The 20,962-nt window shown below is 58.6% G+C and carries 24 protein-coding genes; 9 read left to right on the top strand and 15 right to left on the bottom strand.

What is annotated here, in order from left to right; genetic code table 11:
• Positions 1-27 precede the first annotated feature (27 nt).
• From copC to RSE16_04580, 4 genes are all read left to right on the top strand, one after another.
• The gene (gene copC / locus RSE16_04595; GenBank protein ID WRH76751.1) at positions 28-405 is read left to right on the top strand and encodes a copper homeostasis periplasmic binding protein CopC; all 378 of its coding nucleotides are present in this window, start codon (positions 28-30) and stop codon (positions 403-405) included.
• Between the two features lie 3 nt (positions 406-408).
• A complete protein-coding gene (copD, locus tag RSE16_04590) occupies positions 409-1,326 on the top strand; it encodes a copper homeostasis membrane protein CopD (protein ID WRH76750.1) in 918 nt (305 codons plus the stop codon).
• 359 nt (positions 1,327-1,685) lie between these two features.
• Positions 1,686-1,892 carry an AlpA family phage regulatory protein gene (locus tag RSE16_04585; GenBank protein WRH76749.1) on the top strand — a complete coding sequence of 69 codons (207 nt, stop codon included), beginning with the start codon at positions 1,686-1,688 and terminating at the stop codon, positions 1,890-1,892.
• Entirely contained in the window at positions 1,889-2,101 is a 213-nt protein-coding gene (locus RSE16_04580; GenBank protein WRH76748.1) for a helix-turn-helix domain-containing protein, read from the top strand. Before RSE16_04585 ends, RSE16_04580 begins: the two co-directional genes overlap by 4 nt.
• Positions 2,102-2,256: 155 nt before the next feature.
• On the opposite strand, the gene RSE16_04575 is transcribed toward RSE16_04580, so the two are convergent.
• The 9 genes from RSE16_04575 to RSE16_04535 all read right to left on the bottom strand — a co-directional run bounded on the left by RSE16_04575 (position 2,257) and on the right by RSE16_04535 (position 10,651).
• Positions 2,257-2,550 (bottom strand): hypothetical protein, encoded by a 294-nt coding sequence (locus tag RSE16_04575; GenBank protein WRH76747.1) that lies wholly within the window; start codon positions 2,548-2,550, stop codon positions 2,257-2,259.
• A gap of 170 nt (positions 2,551-2,720) precedes the next feature.
• Complete coding sequence (locus tag RSE16_04570) at positions 2,721-3,905, bottom strand: integrase arm-type DNA-binding domain-containing protein (GenBank protein ID WRH76746.1); 1,185 nt, start codon at positions 3,903-3,905, stop codon at positions 2,721-2,723.
• Between the two features lie 272 nt (positions 3,906-4,177).
• Complete coding sequence (locus RSE16_04565; GenBank protein ID WRH76745.1) at positions 4,178-5,650, bottom strand: FAD-dependent oxidoreductase; 1,473 nt, start codon at positions 5,648-5,650, stop codon at positions 4,178-4,180.
• Positions 5,640-6,320: a TVP38/TMEM64 family protein gene (locus RSE16_04560; GenBank protein ID WRH76744.1), complete on the bottom strand. Its 681-nt coding sequence runs from the start codon at positions 6,318-6,320 to the stop codon at positions 5,640-5,642. Before RSE16_04560 ends, RSE16_04565 begins: the two co-directional genes overlap by 11 nt.
• Positions 6,321-6,348: 28 nt before the next feature.
• Complete coding sequence (gene ssb / locus RSE16_04555) at positions 6,349-6,864, bottom strand: single-stranded DNA-binding protein (protein ID WRH76743.1); 516 nt, start codon at positions 6,862-6,864, stop codon at positions 6,349-6,351.
• A 40-nt stretch (positions 6,865-6,904) separates the two neighbouring features.
• The gene (locus RSE16_04550) at positions 6,905-8,758 is read right to left on the bottom strand and encodes a ferrous iron transporter B (protein ID WRH76742.1); all 1,854 of its coding nucleotides are present in this window, start codon (positions 8,756-8,758) and stop codon (positions 6,905-6,907) included.
• Complete coding sequence (locus RSE16_04545) at positions 8,755-8,997, bottom strand: FeoA family protein (protein ID WRH76741.1); 243 nt, start codon at positions 8,995-8,997, stop codon at positions 8,755-8,757. Before RSE16_04545 ends, RSE16_04550 begins: the two co-directional genes overlap by 4 nt.
• Before the next feature lie 88 nt (positions 8,998-9,085).
• Complete coding sequence (locus tag RSE16_04540) at positions 9,086-9,754, bottom strand: COQ9 family protein (GenBank protein WRH76740.1); 669 nt, start codon at positions 9,752-9,754, stop codon at positions 9,086-9,088.
• A gap of 9 nt (positions 9,755-9,763) precedes the next feature.
• The gene (locus RSE16_04535) at positions 9,764-10,651 is read right to left on the bottom strand and encodes a DMT family transporter (GenBank protein WRH76739.1); all 888 of its coding nucleotides are present in this window, start codon (positions 10,649-10,651) and stop codon (positions 9,764-9,766) included.
• 74 nt (positions 10,652-10,725) lie between these two features.
• Here RSE16_04535 and RSE16_04530 point away from each other — a divergent pair, with 74 nt between their 5' ends.
• The 3 genes from RSE16_04530 to RSE16_04520 all read left to right on the top strand — a co-directional run bounded on the left by RSE16_04530 (position 10,726) and on the right by RSE16_04520 (position 14,617).
• Complete coding sequence (locus RSE16_04530; protein ID WRH76738.1) at positions 10,726-11,820, top strand: alkene reductase; 1,095 nt, start codon at positions 10,726-10,728, stop codon at positions 11,818-11,820.
• 3 nt (positions 11,821-11,823) lie between these two features.
• A complete protein-coding gene (locus tag RSE16_04525) occupies positions 11,824-12,612 on the top strand; it encodes a sterol desaturase family protein (GenBank protein WRH76737.1) in 789 nt (262 codons plus the stop codon).
• 76 nt (positions 12,613-12,688) lie between these two features.
• A complete protein-coding gene (locus RSE16_04520) occupies positions 12,689-14,617 on the top strand; it encodes a DUF3604 domain-containing protein (protein WRH76736.1) in 1,929 nt (642 codons plus the stop codon).
• A gap of 33 nt (positions 14,618-14,650) precedes the next feature.
• On the opposite strand, the gene RSE16_04515 is transcribed toward RSE16_04520, so the two are convergent.
• The gene (locus RSE16_04515; protein WRH76735.1) at positions 14,651-15,136 is read right to left on the bottom strand and encodes an MmcB family DNA repair protein; all 486 of its coding nucleotides are present in this window, start codon (positions 15,134-15,136) and stop codon (positions 14,651-14,653) included.
• 83 nt (positions 15,137-15,219) lie between these two features.
• Here RSE16_04515 and RSE16_04510 point away from each other — a divergent pair, with 83 nt between their 5' ends.
• Together RSE16_04510 and RSE16_04505 are read left to right on the top strand one after the other, a co-directional pair.
• Positions 15,220-15,687: a PaaI family thioesterase gene (locus tag RSE16_04510; protein ID WRH76734.1), complete on the top strand. Its 468-nt coding sequence runs from the start codon at positions 15,220-15,222 to the stop codon at positions 15,685-15,687.
• On the top strand, positions 15,684-16,097 hold the full coding sequence (locus RSE16_04505) for a PaaI family thioesterase (GenBank protein WRH76733.1): 414 nt from the start codon (positions 15,684-15,686) through the stop codon (positions 16,095-16,097). Before RSE16_04510 ends, RSE16_04505 begins: the two co-directional genes overlap by 4 nt.
• A gap of 27 nt (positions 16,098-16,124) precedes the next feature.
• Here the strand turns inward: RSE16_04505 and RSE16_04500 are convergent, their stop codons facing one another.
• The 5 genes from RSE16_04500 to RSE16_04480 all read right to left on the bottom strand — a co-directional run bounded on the left by RSE16_04500 (position 16,125) and on the right by RSE16_04480 (position 20,939).
• Positions 16,125-16,637 carry a YbjN domain-containing protein gene (locus RSE16_04500; GenBank protein ID WRH76732.1) on the bottom strand — a complete coding sequence of 171 codons (513 nt, stop codon included), beginning with the start codon at positions 16,635-16,637 and terminating at the stop codon, positions 16,125-16,127.
• Between the two features lie 121 nt (positions 16,638-16,758).
• Complete coding sequence (locus tag RSE16_04495) at positions 16,759-17,055, bottom strand: accessory factor UbiK family protein (protein WRH76731.1); 297 nt, start codon at positions 17,053-17,055, stop codon at positions 16,759-16,761.
• 3 nt (positions 17,056-17,058) lie between these two features.
• Positions 17,059-17,613 carry a TspO/MBR family protein gene (locus RSE16_04490; protein ID WRH76730.1) on the bottom strand — a complete coding sequence of 185 codons (555 nt, stop codon included), beginning with the start codon at positions 17,611-17,613 and terminating at the stop codon, positions 17,059-17,061.
• 120 nt (positions 17,614-17,733) lie between these two features.
• A complete protein-coding gene (locus tag RSE16_04485; protein ID WRH76729.1) occupies positions 17,734-18,036 on the bottom strand; it encodes a hypothetical protein in 303 nt (100 codons plus the stop codon).
• Between the two features lie 26 nt (positions 18,037-18,062).
• Positions 18,063-20,939 (bottom strand): pitrilysin family protein, encoded by a 2,877-nt coding sequence (locus tag RSE16_04480; protein ID WRH76728.1) that lies wholly within the window; start codon positions 20,937-20,939, stop codon positions 18,063-18,065.
• Positions 20,940-20,962 lie beyond the last annotated feature (23 nt).

The following is a 20,962-nucleotide window of genomic DNA, read 5'->3' as shown; positions in this document are numbered from 1 at the left end:
AAACACATAGCATTTCAGGAGATAAAAATGCGTCGCAATTTCCTACCGCTCGCCGCCGCGTTGCTGGTCGCCATCCCCGGCGTGGCGCTCGCACACGTGAAGCTTGTTGGCTCTACTCCAGCCGCGAACGCAACGGTTTCAAAACCAGCGCGGATCGAACTGAAGTTCAGCGAAAAGCTGATCGCGCCGACGATCAAGACCGAAGTCATCATGACCGGAATGCCAGGCATGAAGGATCATGCACCGATGAAAATGGCGCACAGTTCGCAAATGGGCAAAGACGGCAAGTCGATGACGTTGCTGCTCAAAAAGGCGCTGGTTCCGGGCAGCTACACCGTCAAATGGTCGGCGGCGGGCGCGGACAGCCACCGGATGGGCAGCGAGTTCGCCTTCAAGGTCAAGTAAGGCGTGGCCGATTGGGGGCTGGTTGCGATCCGGTTCGCGCTTTACGCGGACCTGATGCTGCTTGTCGGGTTGGCGGCTTTTCCGCTCTACAGCTTTACCCGTTCCGAACGCGAAGACGGCGTGGTCCTGCCGCTTGGCGGAAAGCTGCTTTGGCTGGCGTTGGCTGCATTGCCGCTGTCGGCAGCGAGTTTCGCAATATCCAGCGCCGCCATGATGGGCGTGGCAATAACCGCACTAGACTTTCCAATGCTGGTGTCGATGGCTGGCAACACCGAACAAGGCGCGGCATTCCTCGTCCGGATGGCGGCGCTTGTAGCGACCCTCGCCGCGCTCGTCCTGCTGCGGCGAACGCAAACGCCTCGATACGTCGTAGCTATGGTCGGTGGTTCGATTGCGCTGGCGACGCTGTTGTGGTCCGGTCACGCCGCCGCGACGGAAGGCCCGCTTGGAGCCGCGCACCGGATCAGCGACATCGCGCACATGATTGCCGCAGCTTTATGGATTGGTGGAATAGCGGCCTTTTGCTTGTTGCTCGCGCGCCCCGCGCAAGGCGAGGCGCAGGTCACTCTTGCCGCCCGTTTGCTTGCAGAATTCGCGCGGGTGGGAACGGTAGCAGTCGCAATCATCCTGCTCACCGGCCTGTTCAACGGCTACGCGATTCTGGGTGCGGACTTCACTAAGCTGTTCCAATCGACCTACGGCCTGCTGCTGGGGGCGAAGCTCGTGCTATTTGCCGCAATGCTGAGCCTTGCCGCCAACAATCGTTGGAGATTGACGCCTACGCTGGAACGCACGGCGGCAAGCGACCACTCCGACGGGGCGTGGAAGCGCTTGCGCATCTCGGTCGCGCTGGAAGCCGCTGCCGGTGCTGCTGTCTTGGCGCTGGTCGCTTGGTTGGGGACGCTCGCGCCTGCAAACTGATGCGCACGAAGTGAAGCGGCACATTTGCCGGTTGCGCTTCGTGTTCGGCGGCAACGTCCGACTCAGGCGAAGATTCCGCCCTCCGCCGACTGGGTTTTGCGCCAGAGGTGTCGAAATTTGTCGATGATGGCGAAAGATCAACGCAAACAGCATAAATTTTGCCCGTATTTCCCCGCCAAGTGCCACCGTCCATAGTCGGCTCTATTCTTTCATAGCCGTTCTTTGTCGTTCGCCACCCTGTGCCGCTTTTCGCGCGCCTGCGTTCACTGTCCCCGAAAAGGCTCTTGCGCGGTCAAACACCCTCGCCAATTCTCAGCTCATGGGGAGCCAATGACTGTCAACGAATGGAATTGCATCCCATGTCCGACCAAGAAAGAATTATCCGACTGAAAACCGTTTTGGCACGAACCGGCCTGTCTCGTTCGACCATGTATCGCAAGATCGCCGAAGGGACCTTCCCGTGTCAGTTGAAGATCAGTGTTCACGGTGCTGGCTGGCGCGAGTCCGCCGTCAATCGCTGGATCGCCGATCCGGTCGGCTTCCGCAACGAAAGCGCCGTGCCATGATCGCGCCGGTTCCCCCCGACCCGATTTGCGTGAAGATAGACGACGCTGCCCGCATGATCGGCGTCGGTCGCACCAAGCTGTATGAGTTGATTGCGACAAACCAGATCGACGTTGTGAAACTTGGCAAATCGACACGGGTTACAACAGCCAGTCTGCACGCGCTGGTCGCGCGACAGCGCCTTTTGCGGTTATCGCTCGACCTGCAATGAAGTTTGGTCCGGGGCGGGCATGCAATGTGTGGCAGATGGCGACAGCGTTTGCGCCGTTGGCGTAATCGCGCTTGCTCATCGAATTCGGATGTCGGCGGGATATAACAGCGATTGCTGGCTTGAGATGCGTCTGATACGTTAATTCCATGAGAGCTTCATGTCAGTGCGGACAATTGCACGTTGAAGTGCCCGGCCCTACCGTGGCTGTTGTCGCTTGCCACTGCTTCGCCTGCCAGAAGCGGTCCGGGTCGCCCTTTGGAGAAGCGGCCTATTATCCTCACGATCAGGTCAAAATTGAAGGGGAATCGAAACATTTCAGCCGCCCGACTGATCTTGGTGGAAGTTTTGATCAATTTTTTTGCCCGGAATGCGGTACGACTGTGTTTATGCGGGGCATGAAAAACCCCGATGTGACGGGTGTCCCGATAGGCCTCTTTGACGATCCGCATTCGATGCAGCCGGTCCGTTCTGTTTGGGGAGTAACGCGTCACGCTTGGGTTGAAATTCCGACCGCTATACAGCACTTTGAGCGTGCCAGAGTAGACTGACCGGCCCGTTTTCCTGCTTATCGCTCAAAGGCAGAAGGTCCGGAATCCCCAAAACACTGACATTGCTGTCGTTATGCGGCTTCGTGCAACGGAGCAACTTCGACTTCCCTCGCGCGGCCTGTGTCGAGATACGCGGCCCACTGCGCCATCAAGTCGCGGCGCTTGTCGAAGAAGTCGGTGCGGCGGTAAGCCGCTTCGACCCGGTTGGGCAGCTTATGCGCCAGCGCCTTGTCGGCAACCTCTTTAGGAAAGTCCGTGGTTTCCGCTGCCCAATCGGTGAATGCCGAACGAAATCCGTGAACCGTCACGCTCGTAATCTCGGCATCGCGCAACAGCTTGGTCATTGTCATGTCGCTGATCGGCTTGTCCCCGTCATTTGAGAAAACAAGCCCGTCATCGCTCGTTCGCTCATTCCATCGCCTGCGAAGCAACGTCACGGCGGGCGGCGACAGAGGCACGACATGGGTCTCGCGCGCCTTCATCCGCTCGCCGGGGATGGTCCAGATGGCTTTGTCGAGGTCGAACTCTGTCCATACTGCAAAGCGCGTCTCGTTCGACCGGACGGCGTTGTAGATAGTGAAACGCAGGGCATCCCGGCCTGTTGTAGGAGACGCTGCCGTCAGCTTCGCAATTAGCGCAGGCACGTCGGCATAAGGCATCGCCGCCAAGTGTCCCGCCTTCTCCGTTTGCCGAGGCAGTCCCTTCCTCACCGAGCGCAACGATACCTCACCCGAAATCCAACCCTTGATGTGCGCGAAGTCTAGCACCGCGCCGATGCGTTGCAGGATGCGGCGCGCGGTATCGGGAATTTCGAGCCAAATCGGCGACAGCACTTCAAGGACAGCGGTGCTGTCCACGGCATCGACGGGCTTCGTTCCAATGATGGGGAAGACATGGTTCTCGAAGCTGGAAATCCAGCTAGTGTGACGCCGGTTCTTCCAACCCTCCTTCAACGCCTCGTAACAGTGGCGCGCCGCCGTCTCGAAGCTCGGAATGACTTTGCGCGCCATCCGCCGCTCGGCAACGGGGTCAGCGCCCATACGAACCTGTCGGCGCAAAGCTGCCGCTGCGTCGCGGGCATCTGCAAGCGACATATCCGCTGCCGACCCCAAGCCATAGTCGCGCCGCCTGCCGTCCTTCTGCATCCGCAGCACCCAAGTTCGCGCGCCGGTATCCTTAACCAGCAAACACAGCCCACGGCCATCGACATGCCGACCGGCCTTCGCGTTCTTCACCTTTAATGCTGTTAGCGCCATCGGTTCGATTCCCTGTTTTGCGTTCCCACATTCGTTCCCACATATTCATGGGAATTTGGGCAAATCAGGGCGACCGACCGCGAACGGTATACAACATAAATCTCTGATTTAACAGGGGACTTAGGGACGTCCTGATATTGCTTGAGATTTAAGTTCTACACTCGTAGGGGTCACCAACATTGCGGCGGACTTCCAACCATCCTGAAATACCAACCGTAAGGCCAGCCAACGTCATCTGCGGCTGTACTTGAACCCGTGGCGTTCAGGTCTGCTCAACCGCGCTGCCAATCAAACCAGCGGCGCGCGAAGCGCTGCAGCCGTTCTGGCTTTCGCGCGAGCCTGTACTGCCCAGCCGCAAATTTGTTTGCCTCGCTCCATGTCGGGTAACTGTGGATCACTGACAACACTTTGCCGAGAGGCATTTTATGTCGCATCGCAAAGACCAGTTCGGCGATTATCTCGCCTGCATGTGCGCCGACGATGGTCGCACCCAATATGCTGTCCTTGCCAGGCGACGTCAAAATCTTCACGAAACCGCTTGTTTCCCCATCTGCAATTGCGCGATCAAAATCGTCAAGCTCATAACGGGTGAGTTCATAAGCCACACCGCTGGCATTCGCTTCCGCCTCGGTCAGGCCGACGCTCGCAACTTCAGGGTCGGTGTAAGTGACCCGGGGCAGCACGCGATAATCCGCCTTGAAGCTTTTGAACGGGCGGGCAAGCGCGTTGACCGTGGCGAACCAGGCTTCATGGCTGGCGCCATGGGTCAACTGCTGGTTACCGGCAACGTCGCCTGCAACGTAGATGTGCGGAAAGGCAGTCGCCAACCTGTCATTAACGGCAATCCGACCCTTCTCAACCAACCCCAGTTCTTCAAGGCCGAAACCGGTTAAGCGTGCGCGCCGGCCGGTGGCGACAAGCACATCGTCATACGCCAATTCGATTTCACCATCTGGACCTGCGATCATAAGCCGCTTGCCGGCTTCAAAACGAACCGCCTTATGCCCGGCACGCACATCGACGCCTTCCTGCGATAACGCCGCGCCAACAATTACGGCCGCCTCTGCATCCTCTTTGAGCATCAGGCGATCAGCCATCTCGACGAGAGTCACCTGGCTGCCGAGCCGCTGAAAGGCCTGCGCCAGTTCGCACCCTATCGGTCCGCCACCAAGAATCACAAGGCGTCCCGGCACCTGCGTGCGTGCGGACATCGCATCCCACAATGTTTCACTGGTCAGATAACCGCTATCCTCGATCCCCGGTATCGACGGAATGATCGGGGCCGCGCCAGTTGCGATCACAAAGGATTTCGCCGTCAGTCTTTGCGTGCCACCATCGTTTAGCGCGATATCGACCGTCCATGGATCGATAAAGCGCGCATAGCCCGAAAGGCATTCCACCCCGAGACCCGTGAATCGTTCGACGCTGTCATGCGGCTCAATTGCATCAATCACCTCCCGAATACGACGCATCACGGCAGGAAAATCGATACTGACAGAGCCGGCAGTCACACCAAAGCGTAAGCCATCGCGGGCAGCCTGCGCAATTTTCGCGCTTTTCAAAAGGGCTTTGGAAGGGATGCAACCGGTGTTGAGACAATCGCCCCCCATCTGGTGCGCTTCGACCAGTGTGACCTTCGCTTGGGCCATTGCGGCGATGTAGGAGGAGACCAACCCCGCCGCCCCCGCCCCGATGACGATTAGGTTGCGATCGAAACGGCGCGGCTTTTTCCAATCAGCGCGCACGGATTTTCTTTGCGCCCGCAACCAGCATCCGAGCAATCCACGGAAACAGACCGAGAAGGACAAAAGACCCGATCAGTGTCGGCGACAGCAATCCTGCGGTCGAATCAATCGCGCCAATCTGCGTGCCCGCATTGACGAAAACGATCGTCGCCGGCAGCATCCCGATCTGGCTGATCCAGTAAAAGGTGCGCGCAGAAATGCGTGTCAGCCCCATCACAAGGTTGACGACGAAAAAGGGAAAGAGCGGGATCAGCCGGATTGTAAACAGGTAGAATGCGCCATCGCGGGCGATGCCGTCATCAATGGCTTTCAACCGATCGCCGAACTTTCCCTGAACCCAATCCCGCAGCACGAAACGTGAAGACAGAAAAGCAAGCGTCGCGCCGATCGTCGACGCGAAGGAAACGAGGATCGTTCCCGTCACGACCCCGAAGAGCGCGCCGGCAATCAGCGACATGATTGCCGCCCCAGGCAACGAGAGCGCGGTCACCCCGACATAAAGCAGAAAGAACCCGCCTATATACAAGGCCGGCGCCGCATCCTTTGCTGCGATGATTTCGGCCTGCTGCGCCTTGAACTGATCAAGGCTAAGATATTGGCCGAGATCGAACCAGAAATAAGCAAGAATCGCCGCGGCCAGCAGCGCGAGGAGCGCCAATCGCTTGTTCATGGCTGTCGCCGCCCTGTCCTGTCAGTGGTCAGAATGGAACGTCGTCGTCAAGGTCGTCGGCAAAACCGCCGCCGCCAAAGCCGGAAGATCCGCCCTGCCAGTTGCCGCCGCCCTGACCGCCACCTGCACCGCCACCGGAGGGCGCACCGCCACCCCAGCCGCCGCCGGAACCGCCGCCACCTTCACCGCCACCCAGACGGTCGAGCATGACAAGCTTGCCGTCAAAACCGCCAACCGAGATTTCGGTCGTGTAGCGATCATTGCCGCTTTGATCCTGCCATTTACGCGTGCGCAGCTGGCCTTCAATATAGACCTTCTGCCCCTTGCGCAGATAGCGTTCGGCGACACCTACCAGCCCGTCCGACTGCAACACCACCTGGTGCCATTCGGTACGTTCTTTCTTTTCCCCGGTCTGGCGATCCTTCCAGTCTTCCGAAGTAGCGATACGCAAATTGGCAATGCGGCCGCCATTCTGGAAACTTTTGACTTCCGGGTCCGCGCCCAGATTGCCTACCAATATCACCTTGTTGACGCTGCCCGCCATGAATGTCCCTCGTCTTTCGAAATTCGGATTCTGCAATCAGCTATAAGCCGAAGGCGCGGGCTGTCCAATAGGTTATACCGGCGGCAGCATATGCCAGCGCAAAGAGATAAGTGACCATGAAGATCGGCCACTTCCATCCATTAGTTTCACGCCGGGTAACCGCGATGGTCGAAATGCATTGCGGTGCAAAGACAAACCAGGCGAGAAAGGCAAGCGCAGTTGCCAACGACCAGTTTGTGGCCAACTGGGGGCCAAGATTGGCAGCAGCTTCTTCTTCGTCAGCCGCATTCACGGCATAGACGGTGCCCAGTGCAGCCACAGCAACCTCGCGGGCGGCCATCGCCGGGATGATTGCCAAGGCGATGTCATGGTTGAAACCAATAGGCTCGACCACAGGTTCGATGACCGAGGCAATCCGTCCCGCCGCCGAATACTCAACCTGGCTTTCGGTTGAACCGACAGGCACTTTCGGAAAACTGAGCAAAACCCAAAGGATGACGGTTGCTGCAAAGATGATCGTACCGGCGCGGCGAAGGAAGAGCCATGCACGCTGCCATAGACCAAGCGCGATGTCGCGCAGACGCGGTAATTGGTAGCGCGGCATTTCAATGAGGAAGCTGCCACCGCGACTACCCGTTACGAAGCGCTGTATAACTGCAGCAGCCAGCATCGCCCCCACAATCCCAGCGATATAGAGAATGAAGAGCACCAGTCCCTGCAGACCGATACCGGGGCCGACGCTACGTGCCGGGATGAAGGCCCCGATAATCAGCGTATAGACCGGAAGACGTGCCGAACAGGTCATCAATGGCGCGATCAATATGGTCGCCAGCCGTTCTTTTTGATCCATGATCGTCCGCGTCGCCATGATACCCGGAATGGCGCAGGCAAAGGAGGAAAGCAGCGGAATGAAGCTGTGCCCCGACAACCCGACGGCCGCCATCATCCGGTCCATGACGAACGCCGCGCGCGTCATATAGCCAGTTGCCTCAAGCAACAGGATGAAGAGGAAGAGAATAAGAATCTGCGGCAGGAACACCACCACGGCCCCGACACCCGCAATGATTCCTTCAGTCAGGAAAGCGCGCAGAAGGTTATCAGGCATATAGCCGTTGATCACCTCGGTCAGCACAGCGAAGCCGCCTTCTATCCAGCCGATCGGCGCTTCGGACCATGCATAGACCGCCTGAAACATCACGAAAAGCAGTGCGAGCAGGACGACGATGCCACCGACAGGGTGCAGCAGCACATTGTCGAGACGGCGGGTCCATTGCCGGGTCTGGGTTTCCCTGACGATGGCTTTGCGCGCGATCGCATGTGCGCGCTGTGTGATCGCCTTGCGATCTGCCACCGGCTGCGCCTCACGCATCGCAGCCCCACGCAAGACATCACCCAAGGCGGAGAGTAGATCGTTCAGGCCACGTTTGCGCACCGCGACGGTTTCCACCACCGGCACACCGAGTTCGGCGGAAAGCACGGCCGCATCCAATTCAAGGCCATCGCGCTGCGCAAGATCGACCATGTTGAGCGCAACCACAACTGGCAGGCCTTCCGCGATCAGTTCAATCGCGAAGCGCAGATGGTTGTCGAGATTACCGGCATCGAGAACGATCACCAGCGCATCGGGACGACGCTGACCTGCGAAATTGCCCCGGACGACGTCGCGCGTAACAGCCTCGTCCAGGCTGTCGGGCAGAAGGCTGTAAGCACCGGGCAAGTCGAGCAATTCGACTGGCCGCCCGTCGGGAAGCGCAACACGCCCCGACTTTCGTTCAACGGTAACACCAGGATAATTGGCAATTTTCTGCCGGGCACCGGTCAGCGCATTGAACAAAGCCGACTTGCCGGCATTGGGATTGCCGACGAGGGCGACAAGCGGCGTAGCGGCGGTCATGCAGAAATCTCGCAAATAATCGCTTGCGCGACCTTACGGCGCAGCGCGACCGTCATCCGGCCAACGCGCACCGCAATAGGATCACGCCAGAAAAGGATACCGCGATGCAACGGGCTGACGGTTGCGCCGGCATCAACGCCGAGCGAACGCAGGCGGTGCCCTTCGCTATCGGGAATCGATTCCCAATCAATCGAGATGATGCGCGCACTGGCACCAAGAGGCAGAATATCCAGATTCACCCCGCCCTTTTGCAAACGCTTCTCAATAAAAGCAAGCAGGGAATGTGACTATATCACTTTGATCGCGAGGGACGCGCGCGAACGGCTTTCACCGCGGCGGATAACGCAACCGTCCGATGAAGCGTGACAGGCTGGGCCGATGTTCACTGCGGCCTTTCAACTGTGTCTTGGCCTTTTCGAACTGCATCACATTGTCGATCCGACGGTCGAGAAAGGCGCGCGTGTCCGCATAATCATCGCTGTCGTCGTTGACGAAGGTCAGCAGCGTCGAGAGATAGACCGCCGAGAGTGTCGCGCGCTTCGTATAATGGTTAAAATCGGTGGCCGTGTCACCGGCAAGCCGCCACATGCGGTCGGCGCTGCGCCAGCCGATTCGCGAGGCCCGTGCAAGATTCTGGGGCATGGCCATTATTGCTTGCGCGCGGCGCAGCCCTTCGCGGTCAGGTGCCATGATGTCGAGCCTGGTAGCAATAAGCGACGTGATGCGATTTCGGATTTTCATGGCATTGAGTGTGTCAGGCGGCAAGCGGCGGACCATTTCTGCGTCAACAGAGCCGATCCATGCATCGATCAATTCCATCGCTCCGCCTTTCAGCGCGAGGTTCGCCAGATCCGGATCGACATCAACCTCAAAAGCCGACGATTCGACGGCCGCTTCGCTCCAGCCATCAAAGGCCGCATTGGCCGCAAGGCGCGGCGCGATTGCGTCACGGATTTCGTCGAGCGTGGGGTCGGCTGGAAGAGGGGCTAGAGACATGCGTCCCATTTAGGGCTTTGACCGTGCATCGGCAAGCCGCACCAGCACCAGCGCCGCCATCACCATCGCCCCGCCTACATAATCCAGCAGCGTCAACGCTTCATCAAAGGCCGCCCATCCGACAAAGGCCGCAAACGCAGGTTGAAGCAGCAGCGCGAGACCGATGATCAACGGGCTGAAATGCGGCAACGCATAGGTCAGGAAGCCTTGGCCGAGAACCTGACTCGATATGGCGAGCGCAATCAGCGGCAGCCAGTTGCCGGGCATGATCTGTTCGCCGGCGATCCAGGCCACCGGTAACATAAACATTGCCGCCGAAGCCGAAGCAAGCGCCAGGGAAGACCAGCTTTCGCTGCTTCCGCGCACCCGCAACATCGCGAGCAGGTAGAAGGTATAGAAAAGCCCAGCGATCAAGCTAAGCACATCGCCTTCAAAATGTTCAGGCGATAAATCTAAACTCTGCCCCATCAGCATCGCCGCACCGGAAAAGGCCAGCAATATCGCCATCGCCTGCAAGGGCTGTGGTAATTTGCGGGCGAGGATGATGCCATAAATTGCGAGCAAAAGACTAGCGCAGTTCGCCAATAAAGTCGCGTTGCCGAGCTTCGTCTTGAAGATGCCGAAATGCCAGGCGATGATATCGATCGCGAAGAAAAACCCCGCCAGCAGCACCAGCCCGAGCATGGGCCGCGGCATCGCCCTGATGCGAAAGCCCGCACGATAGCCGATAAAGGCAAGGATTGGCACAGCCAGCGCCAGCCGCCAGAAACCGGTTGCGATCGGACCGGTATCGGCAAGCCGGACGAGCGGTGCCCCGAATGCGACGCACACATTGCCGGCAATAAGCGCTGCAAATGCAAGCACCGGTGCAGCTGGATAGTTTTGCTTCGCAGTCATAAACCCCCGTTGCGTTTTGCAACCCGTATCCGCATGTATGCGTAAAGCGAAGCAAATAGGGAAAGCCTAATCATATGACCACCAGCCTTTTCGATCCGATCCAACTTGGCGCGATCCACGCACCCAACCGCATATTGATGGCCCCGTTGACGCGCGGACGCAGCGAAGGTGTGCATGTTCCGATCAGCGCGCTGAAGGCCGAATATTATGCGCAGCGGGCGGACGCAGGGCTGCTCATCGCCGAAGCAACCGGCATCAGCCAGGAAGGCTCTGGCTGGCCCTCCGCCCCGGGCATCTGGTCTGCCGAACAGGTGGAGGCATGGAAGCCGGTGACCGATGCGGTGCACAAGGCTAATGGCCGCATCATCCTGCAGCTTTGGCATATGGGGCGGTTGGTGCATTCGGATTTCCTTGGCGGCGGTCAGCCGGTTTCTGCTTCGGCGACCACCGCGCCTGGTTTTGCCCACACTCATGAAGGCAAAAAGCCCTATGTAGAGGCGCGCGCCCTGCGCCTTGATGAAATCCCGCGGTTAATCGAAGATTATGCGAAAGCTGCGCGCAATGCGATGGCCGCGGGCTTTGACGGTGTGCAGATCCACAGCGCTAACGGCTATCTGCTCGACCAGTTCCTGCGCGAAAATTCGAACCTGCGCGATGATGATTATGGTGGTCCTGTCGAAAACCGTATCCGCCTGACCAGCGAAGTCACCCAGGCAGTCGTCGATGCCATTGGTGCCGATCGCACATCGGTGCGCTTGTCTCCGAACGGCGAGACCCAAGGTTGCGACGATTCAGACCCCGTCGCCCTGTTCACCGCAGCCGCCGCTGCTCTGCAGAAAATCGGTATCTCGTTCCTCGAACTGCGCGAACAGAAAAGCTTCGGTGATTTCGGCGCAACCGACGTGCCGCCGGTGTCGCCCGCGATCCGCAAGGTCTTCACAAATCCGCTGGTCCTCAACCAGGAATATACATTGGAAACCGCACAGGCCGACATCGCAAGCGGCCTGGCCGATGCCATCAGCTTTGGCAGGCCGTTCATTTCGAACCCCGATCTTGTCAGCCGTCTGCGTCAGGGCGCACAGGTTGCGCCGGACAATTTCAAGACCTGGTACAGCCCTGGCCCCGAAGGCTATACCGACTATCCAACGCTAGAAACGGCTGCGGCCTGATCCATGACAGAGGCGGGCCTGCTGCCACTGCTGCTGGGACCCGCCTCCATTTTTGCGCTCGCCGCCTTGGCCGAACTTATCTGGCCGCGGCGGGTGCTGCGATTTGACCGGGCGTGGCGCTGGAGCACCGGAGCACTGCTTTTCGTCAGCAACCGGGCAACCATCAGAGTGCTTTCGCTGCTCGTCACCCTGCCGGCTGCGTCGCTCTGGGCCGAAAGCGAAGGGATCGGCCTGTTGCGACTGGTCGACTTGCCAATTTGGGCCGAAGTCGGGCTTGCCTTTATCATGCTCGATTTCGCGATGTGGCTGCAACATCTGCTCATGCACCGCGTGCCGATACTCTGGCGGATGCACAAGGTGCACCACGCGGACCCCGATCTTGATGTGTCCACCGCGATCCGCTTTCACCCTTTCGAAATCGCTGTGTCATTGCTCTGGAAGGCGGCATGGGTCATCCTGCTCGGTACCCCTGCATTCGTCATCCTTGCGTTCGAGGCGTGGCTTACGGCCAATGCCGCATTCAATCATGGCAATATCGAATTGCCGCCTAGGCTCGACCGCTGGCTGCGCCGTCTGCTGGTTACGCCGGACATGCATCTTGTCCACCACAGCACCGAATTAGGCGAGCAACAAAGCAATTACGGCTTTGCCTTAAGCCTGTGGGACCGCGTGTTCGGGACCTATGCCATCGAATCAAAAAGTGGGCGCGATATGCAAGCAATTGGGCTTGCCGAACTCCAGGATACGCAGCCAACGAGGATCCTTCATGCATTGCGGTTTCCGTTGACGTAGCGTCATAGAGGCAACGCTAAAGTGTGTTGACGATCGCCAGACAAAAGCGCAGTTCTCCCGCATGGGAGATAGGAAAATGGCATCTTTTCGTCATATTGCGCTCGGTACCGTTGCAGCGGTTGCGGTCGGAGCGGGGCTTTATTGGGGCTGGGGCAAGTTTTCGGAGAGCCGTGAGGCCGGCCGCGCTGCCGATGTCCAAGCTGCAAATGACGCCGAAGTAACCATTGGCGTCGCGACCAAATTGCTGTGGGGCGACACACATCTTCATACCGCCAATTCGATCGACGCCTTTGGTTTCGGGGTGAAGCTTGGTCCCGAAGAGGCTCTGCGCTTTGCGCGCGGCGAAGAAGTTACCTCGACCTGGGGAATCAAGGCGAAGCTATCCCGCCCGCTCGACTTCCTTGTGATCGCGGACCATTCGGGCGGCCTTGGCGCGACCCGCGCGCTCTATGAAGCGCCGCGTTTCATGATCAAGGACAAAACGCTGCTGCGCTGGCATGACATGATGCACGAAGGGCCCGAAGGCATGCAGCGCGTCACCGCTGAGTTGATCAACATGGCCGGCGATGGCGGTCTTGGGAAATTATTCCCACGCGAAGAATCACGAAAGAACACGGCCAAGATCTGGCAAGGGCATACCGCGATTGTCGAACGTTACAACACGCCCGGCAAATTCACTGCCTTCATGGGTTTTGAATATACGCTGATGCCCAATGGCGACAATTTGCACCGCGTCGTCATGTTCCGCGATGGAAAGCCGCGCGCCGACACGGTGCTGCCATATGATCCCACAGCAGAAGAGACCGAAACGGTCGACAAATTGTGGGACTATATGGATACCTATGAGAAAAAGACCGGCGGCAAAATGCTGGCTATCCCCCATAATAGCAATGTGTCGAACGGACTGATGTTTGAAATGGTCGGCCCTGGCGGCGGACCGATGACGGCAGATTATGCACGTCGCAGAGCTTCACGTGAACCGCTGGTCGAAGTGACGCAGATCAAGGGCGACAGCGAAAGCCATCCCTTTCTCTCACCCAATGACGAATTTGCAGGATTTGGCGACGCCGGGTGGGACACCGGCAATCTGACCATGCAGCGCGCCAAGACGCCCAACATGCTGGGCGGCGATTATGTGCGTGAAGCCTTGAAGCGCGGACTGGCAATCGAAGCGAAAACCGGCGTCAATCCATATAAGCTCGGCATGATCGGTTCTACCGACAGTCACACCGCACTCGCCACAGGTGACGAGGATAATTTTTTCGGCAAGCATTCGGGCGGCGAACCCAATGCGCGGCGTGCATCTGATCCGCAAAATCTGGGCACCCGTGCAGGGCGTATTGGCTGGCATTATCTGGCAGGTGGTTATGCTGCGGTCTGGGCAACTGCGAACACTCGCGCAGCGATATTCGATGCGATGATGCGCCGCGAGGTCTATGCGACCACCGGCCCGCGGATGCAGGTGCGTGTCTTTGGTGGATGGGATTTTACTAGCAAAGACTGGGTGGGCGATTGGGTCAAGAACGGCTATGCCCGTGGCGTTCCAATGGGTGCAGATTTGAAACCCGGCCGCGGCAAACCTAGCTTCCTGATTTCTGCACTGAAAGACCCCGATGGCGCCAATCTCGATCGGGTGCAGGTAGTCAAAGGCTGGGTCGATGCGTCAGGCAAAATGCAGGAACGGATATTCGATGTCAGCTGGTCTTCACCCGAAAAGCGCAAGCTGATCGGCGGCAAGCTGACACCGGTGGGTGATACAGTCGATATTACCAAGGCAAGCTACAGCAACAGTATTGGCGCACCTGAACTGCGGACCGTTTGGAGCGACCCGGAATTCAACCCGGCCCAGCGCGCCTTTTACTATGTCCGCGTGCTCGAAATCCCGACCCCGCGCTGGGTACTGTTTGATCGCATACGTTATGGCGCCAAATTGCCGGCGAACGCTGAACTGAAGTCACAGGAACGCGCCTACACATCGCCTATCTGGTATGTTCCGAAGGGGTAATCCTGCGCACCGAAAAGAGCGGGCGGGGTAGCTTCACTCCGCCCATTGCTTGTTCAACGCCATGTCGGGATCGACAATGACCATCAAGCGGCGCATTGCAATATGGGCAAGGCGTTGCACCTCGACCTTGCGGCGCGCGGGTGCCAGCGGCGCAAGTGCAGCCGGACGGATGATTTCAGCGCCATAGGCATCCGCGACAATCAATCCGGTCCGCGCCGGCAAAAATCCCTCGCCCTCGATCGGCGCATGATCGAAACCTGCGGGCACCGCCCAGAAGAAACGGTCACAATAATCCAGATATTCGGGCCATTTCTGGTCGCCGAGCAGATCGGAACGCGAGACCTTAATCTCGACAATGATCACCTCTCCCTTGGCGTTAAGCCCCATCAGATCAGCACGCCGATTGTTGCGCAGCGCCACTTCGGGTTGCACCATGATCTGGTTACGCAGGAATAGGCGGCTGACTCCGCGGGCGACCGCTGCCGAATCGATTGCGGGAATGGAGGATACGCTTGCCATAACCACGAATTAGAACGAAGGAAGAACAAGATAAAGCCCTTTCTGGCTTGGCAGCATGTCGCCGCACCGATAGGGTCAGCGCTATGAAAGAGAAATCAATCGCCGAGTTGGCCGCCGAGCAGGGCGGGTTCAATCCCGAACTTGCTATAAGGTTCATGGGCACGGCCGGGCATGGCGGATTCCTTGGCATGGATTATGTCGGCCACGGCAATGATTGGGTTGAACTGTCGCTCAATTGGCGCGAGGAACTGGTCGGCGACCCCGATACTGGGGTTCTCGCCTCAGCCGTGGTGATCAGCCTGATGGATAATGCGACGAGCATGGCGATCTGGACACGCCTCAACGAATTCAGGCCGCAGGTAACGATGGACCTGCGCGTCGATTATCTGCGTCCATCACCAAAAGGCGCACGGGTTTTTGGCCGGGGCGTCTGCTATCACCTGACCCACAGCGTCGGCTTTGTCCGCGGTGTCGCGCATAATGGCAATATTGACGAGCCTCTGGCCCATGTCAGCGGCACCTTCATTCGGGTGGGGGATCGTCTAGGATGAGCACACAACCCTTAACTAGAGCGCAACTGCCACCCTACGCCCGGGCGCTCGACATGGCGATCATCGGGCTACATAATGGCGCACCGCTGATCGAAATGCCTTTTGCCAATAAGGTGCAGGGACGCCCCGGCTTCCTGCATGGAGGTGCGATTTCCGGCTTGCTGGAAATGGCAGCGGTGGCTGCTGTCCAGCATGCGCTGCACCAGCGCGGCGATCATGATACCCGTTACAAGCAGGTCAATGTGACAATCGATTTCATGCGGGGCGGCCTTCCCCAAACGACCTATGCCGTGGGTGAAATCGTACGACTTGGCCGGACGATGGCCAATGTCGAAGCCCGCGCTTGGCAGGATGATCCGGCAAAACCGACCGCCATGGCCTATCTGCACTATCTGCTGAAACGCGATTAAGCGCTACCGCCCCAAATATAGCGAAGATCAGGCTTCGCCGTGGGTTTCGACCAAAGCGGCGACCAAAGCTTCTTCTGGGGTCTTGCCGCCCCAGATGATGAACTGGAACACCGGGTAAAAACGCTCACATTCATCGAGCGCAACATCGATGATCGTCTGCGCCTGATCGATTCCCAGCAAACCATTGGGCGGCAACAGGCTGCCATGGCGGAAAAGCAGTAACCCGTTCGATGACCAGAGATCGAAATGGCCAATCCATAGTTGTTCGTTGATCAGCCCGAGCGCCTTGTAAACGGCGTCGCGCTTGTCGCTCGGCACGGTGACGTCCGGCATCACGAGTAATTGCAGGGCATTGTCTTCTTCACGCCAGATCGCCCGGATCTGATAGCTGGTCCAGCTGCCCTTGAACTCGGCGCTTACTTCTTCGTCGCTTACAGGCTCAAATTCCCAGCCGCGGGCATCGAACAGCGCGGCCAACATATCGAGCGGCGCGGTTTCTTCGCGCTCGAACTCGGCAAAATCTTCGTCCTGATCGCGCATTACGGCCCTATTACTATGTTATATTCCGTAAATGCCCTTCGACGGACTCGCGCGCAATAGACCTGCGCCGAAACGGCGCATTAGTCTGTGGGCGATCTGTGGATAAGGCCGCGCGGCGGGCTTAGCTGCGTGGCGCGGCTTTCTTGCGTGGAGCAGCCGAACCGGCCGAAGCCGTGCTGAGCGCAGCCTCCAGTGCGGCAACACGGCCCTTCAATTCTTCCGACTCTGCGCGCGCCGTTGCCGCCATCTGCTTTACCGCGTCAAATTCTTCGCGGCTAACAAGATCCATACCAGCAACCCATTCGCGCGTGCGTTCGCGAAAGCCGGCCTCAGCCTCACGCCCCATACCCGCAACCGTTCCGGCAACGCCGTTCATGAATTTCGAAAGATCGTCAAAAATGCGCTTGTCGCTCTGCATGGGTCAAACTCCGATTTCGGAAGAGGCTGCAGGAACATATAGGCGCTCTGCATCCGGGTTCAATTGATCGATCTGGTAATTGAGGATCGCGGCAAAGCTAAGCCAGGCGAGATAAGGGACCATTAGCCACGCCGCCAGCGCGCGGATACGGCCGAAAACCAACGTCGTCACCAGCGCGGAAATCCAGATTGCCAGCAGTAGGTAAAAGGCAGCGCTGACTTCGTGGCGGCCAAAGAATAAAGGCGACCAGAAAAGGTTCAGCGCGAGTTGGAGCAGGAACAGGCCGATGGCAATGCCGCGCAGCCGCGCACCACGTGCGTTGAGGATGATCGCGAGCGCAATTCCCATCAACAAATAGAGAATTGGCCAAACAACACCGAACAGCCAGCCGGGCGGCTGCGCCTCGGGCTTCACCAACTCCGCGAACCAGGCATTATCCTCACCCGATCCGGAAACCGTTCCCGACAAAAACCCAAGCAGCATGATTGCCGGCACGACAACGAGCGCCCAGCGCACGAATGACATGCGCAATTGCGAAGCTGATGCAAGCTGGCTCATTTCTCTCCTCCGACAGAATCATCTGCAAAGGCAATTCTTACGCACGGCACGCCGATACGACAAGGCCGCTCGCCCTTTTGGGGCAAGCGGCCTGTCCTGTTTTCAAACGCTTGGCGCGGATCAGGCCTTGCGGCTGCCCGAAAGACCCATCGAACCAAAGGCACCTGCCTTTACTTCGCCGCTGATGCTGTCGCCATCAACAGTGGCGGTGCAATCGAGCGTCATCGGCATGGGCACGGTCATGTCCATCTTCCAGCTGATCGTATTGCCGTCCACGCTACCGCTGGCGATGTCCATCGAACCGAGGCTGCCGGCCATCTTGCCGGTGAAGCTGCCGCCATCGCTATTGATGGTAAGCACCGACTTCTGGTCGCCCATCGGGCTCTTTACAGTGACATCCCAGTCGCCATCTACTGCTGCCATTTACCTTCTCCTATTTGCTTCGGGGGTTAATTTGCATTGGTGTCAGCAGACTTAGCAGCTTCACCCTGCATTTCAATCGGCAATCCCAGCGCCTCAAGCTGCGGCTTTACCTTGGCCGCATCGCCCACAACAACCCAGGTCATATTGTCGATATCGATCTTCGACTTGAACGTTTCGGTCATGGCCTCGGGCGTCATCGCCTGATACTTGCCAGCCAACTGTTCAGCATAGTCGAACGGACGCTTGAACAATGCATCGGCTCGCATCTGGTTGAGCACCGCCGACGACTGTTCATAGCTACCGGGCAGTTCCAGAATGTTGCTGACAACCGTTGTGTCGCGCTCTTCCTTCGTCACCGGCTTGGCACCCGCCAGATCCTTTGCTTGGTCAATCAACACTTTGAGCGACGGACCGGTCTGGTTGGTCTGGACTGGCGCCTGAATGACGAAGGACACTCGATCCTCATTCCCGCCCACGCCCGAACGGACGCCATAGGACCAGCCCTTGGTTTCACGCAGGTCCATGTTGATCCGCGAGGTGAAATCGCCGCCGAAAATCTCGTTCGCGCTGCGCAGCGTGAGCAAGTCGTCGCTACCCTTTGCGTCAAGCACCTTGCCACCAAGGATGAACGACTGCGGTGAGTTGGGCCGGTCGATCAGCATCACCCGAGCCTTGGGAGCGGGCAGAGCCACGTCGAAATTCTTTGCAGGTGCAGCTGCGCTTTCAGGCTTCCACTTTCCGAACTGCTTGTTGAGCAGTTGCGTGATTTCCTTCAGGCTGGTGTCGCCGACCACGAAAATCTCGGCCTTTGCAGGATGGATCCAGCCATTGTGGAATGCGGCGACATCCTCGCGGGTTAGCTGGCGAACTGCTGCTTCATCGCCGGTACCGGTCTGCGGTCCGCCATAGGGATGCGCCTTGCCAAAGATCATCTGCGGCAGCGCGCGCAGCGCGATACCCTGCGGCTGGTTCTTTTCGCCAGCGATCCGCGTCAACTGCTGGATGCGCACCCGTTCCAGATCCTTGGGCGCGAAAGCCGGGTTCTTGACGACATCAGCCAGAAGATCGATCGACGCAGCAAGGTTCGGCTTTACGGCCCGCAGGCTGGCAATCGTGCGATCCTGGGTCGAGCTGACATTGATGTCCGCACCCAGGCGCTCTTCGGTTTCGGCCAGCTGGGTTGCCGTTAGGCTGGTGGTGCCTTCGGTCAGCAGATTGCCCATGATGTTCGATACGCCGCGCTTGTCGACAGGATCGGCGGCATAGCCAGCGTTAAAGCTGACGGCCACGCGCACGGCAGGGACAGCAGCACGGCGCGCGAAATGCACCTTGATGCCATTTTTCAGAGTGCCGGTTTCAACCGCCGGAAAATCCAGCGGAGGATTTGTGCCGGGCGCGGGCATCTTGCTGCGGTCAGCGGTTACTGCGCCGCCAGCCGCCGGCCCGTCGCTTCCGGGCGCGACATAAAAGGCCGGCGCAGAGAGCGTTCCGGTGCGCGCGCCGCCGCCCGAGGCGACTTCCTTATAGGCTTCGCGCTCACCCGGGGTGACGCGGATTTCGAGCACCGGGCGGGTCAACCATTTCTGCATTGCGGCCGTAACGGTTTCCGGCTTCAGCGCGGCCAGCCGTTCCAGCTCTTTCTTATAATAGTTGGAATCGCCCGTGTAGAGTTGACCTTCAGCCAGAGCGACGGCCTTGCCGCCAAAACCGCCAACCTGTTCAAGGCCGTCAATCCGATCAGCAGCCTCGCTTGCCGCAACGCGCTGGACCTCATCGGCGGTCGGACCCTTGGCGATGAAATCGGCCATGACTTCATCGAGCCGCTTGGCAAGCGCATCGGCATCGCCGCCGGGCTTCACATCAGCTTGCACCCAGAAAAGGCTGCCGTGGACGAAAGGCAGCACGAAGGAGGAGACGGAGACCGCCTTCTGTTCTTCACGCACAAGAATATTGTCGAGACGTGAGCTTGCGAGGCCACCAAGCACCGATGCACCGGCACGCAACGCAGTGAATTCAGGATCAGCAAGACCCGGAACAACCCAGTTGCGGTAGATGCGTGTGGTCGGCACCTTGTCCTTCATGTCGATACGGACAGGCTTGTCGAGCGTGGTGATCGGCGCATTGACGGGAGGTACATCGCGACCCTTCGCGATATCGCCGAACCATTTTTCAACCAGCGGCTTAGCTTGTGCGGCATTTACATCACCGGCAAGCACCAGAACGGCATTATTGGGCCCGTAAAAATCCTTGAACCACTGTTTGAAATCATCAAGCTTCGCCGCCGACAGATCCTCAAGGCTGCCGATCGTGTCATGATGATAGGGGTGGCCTTCGGGAAAAAGCGCAGCCGAGCGGGCATAGTCGACAAGACCAAAGGGCTGATTGTCGCCTTGGCGTTTTTCGTTGGAAACGACGCCGATCTGGTTCTTCACCGCTTCTTCGGTCAACCCGCCAAGCAGGTGGCCCATACGGTCGCTTTCAAGGAAGAGCGCGGATTCGAGTGCGCCGGTCGGCACCGTCTGGAAATAATTGGTGCGATCAAGCCAGGTCGTACCGTTCAGGTCGGTCGCGCCAATCTGCTTGGTATATTGGAAATAGTCGCCGGGGGCATTTTCGCTGCCGTTGAACATGATATGCTCGAAAAGATGGGCAAAACCCGTCTGGCCCTTGGGCTCATGCTTTGATCCGACGCCGTACCAGATCGACACTGCAACAACCGGCGCCTTGCGGTCCTCGTGGACAATGACGGTCAGGCCATTGTCAAGCTTGAACACCTCGTGCGGGATGCTCACGGTCTTGACCAGGTCCGCTACCGGTGCAGGTGCCGGCACCTTTTGCGCGACCGCAGCACCCGAGAGCGCGATTGTGGATGCGGCAAGCGCCAGCGTCAATTTACGGATCATATATGCTCTCCTCAGCGAAACTT

This window comes from Sphingobium sp. (genome assembly GCA_035196065.1).
Lineage (GTDB): Bacteria > Pseudomonadota > Alphaproteobacteria > Sphingomonadales > Sphingomonadaceae > Sphingorhabdus_B > Sphingorhabdus_B rara.
Note: the sequence above shows the minus strand (reverse complement) of the source record. Positions and strands in the feature narration are given on the sequence as shown.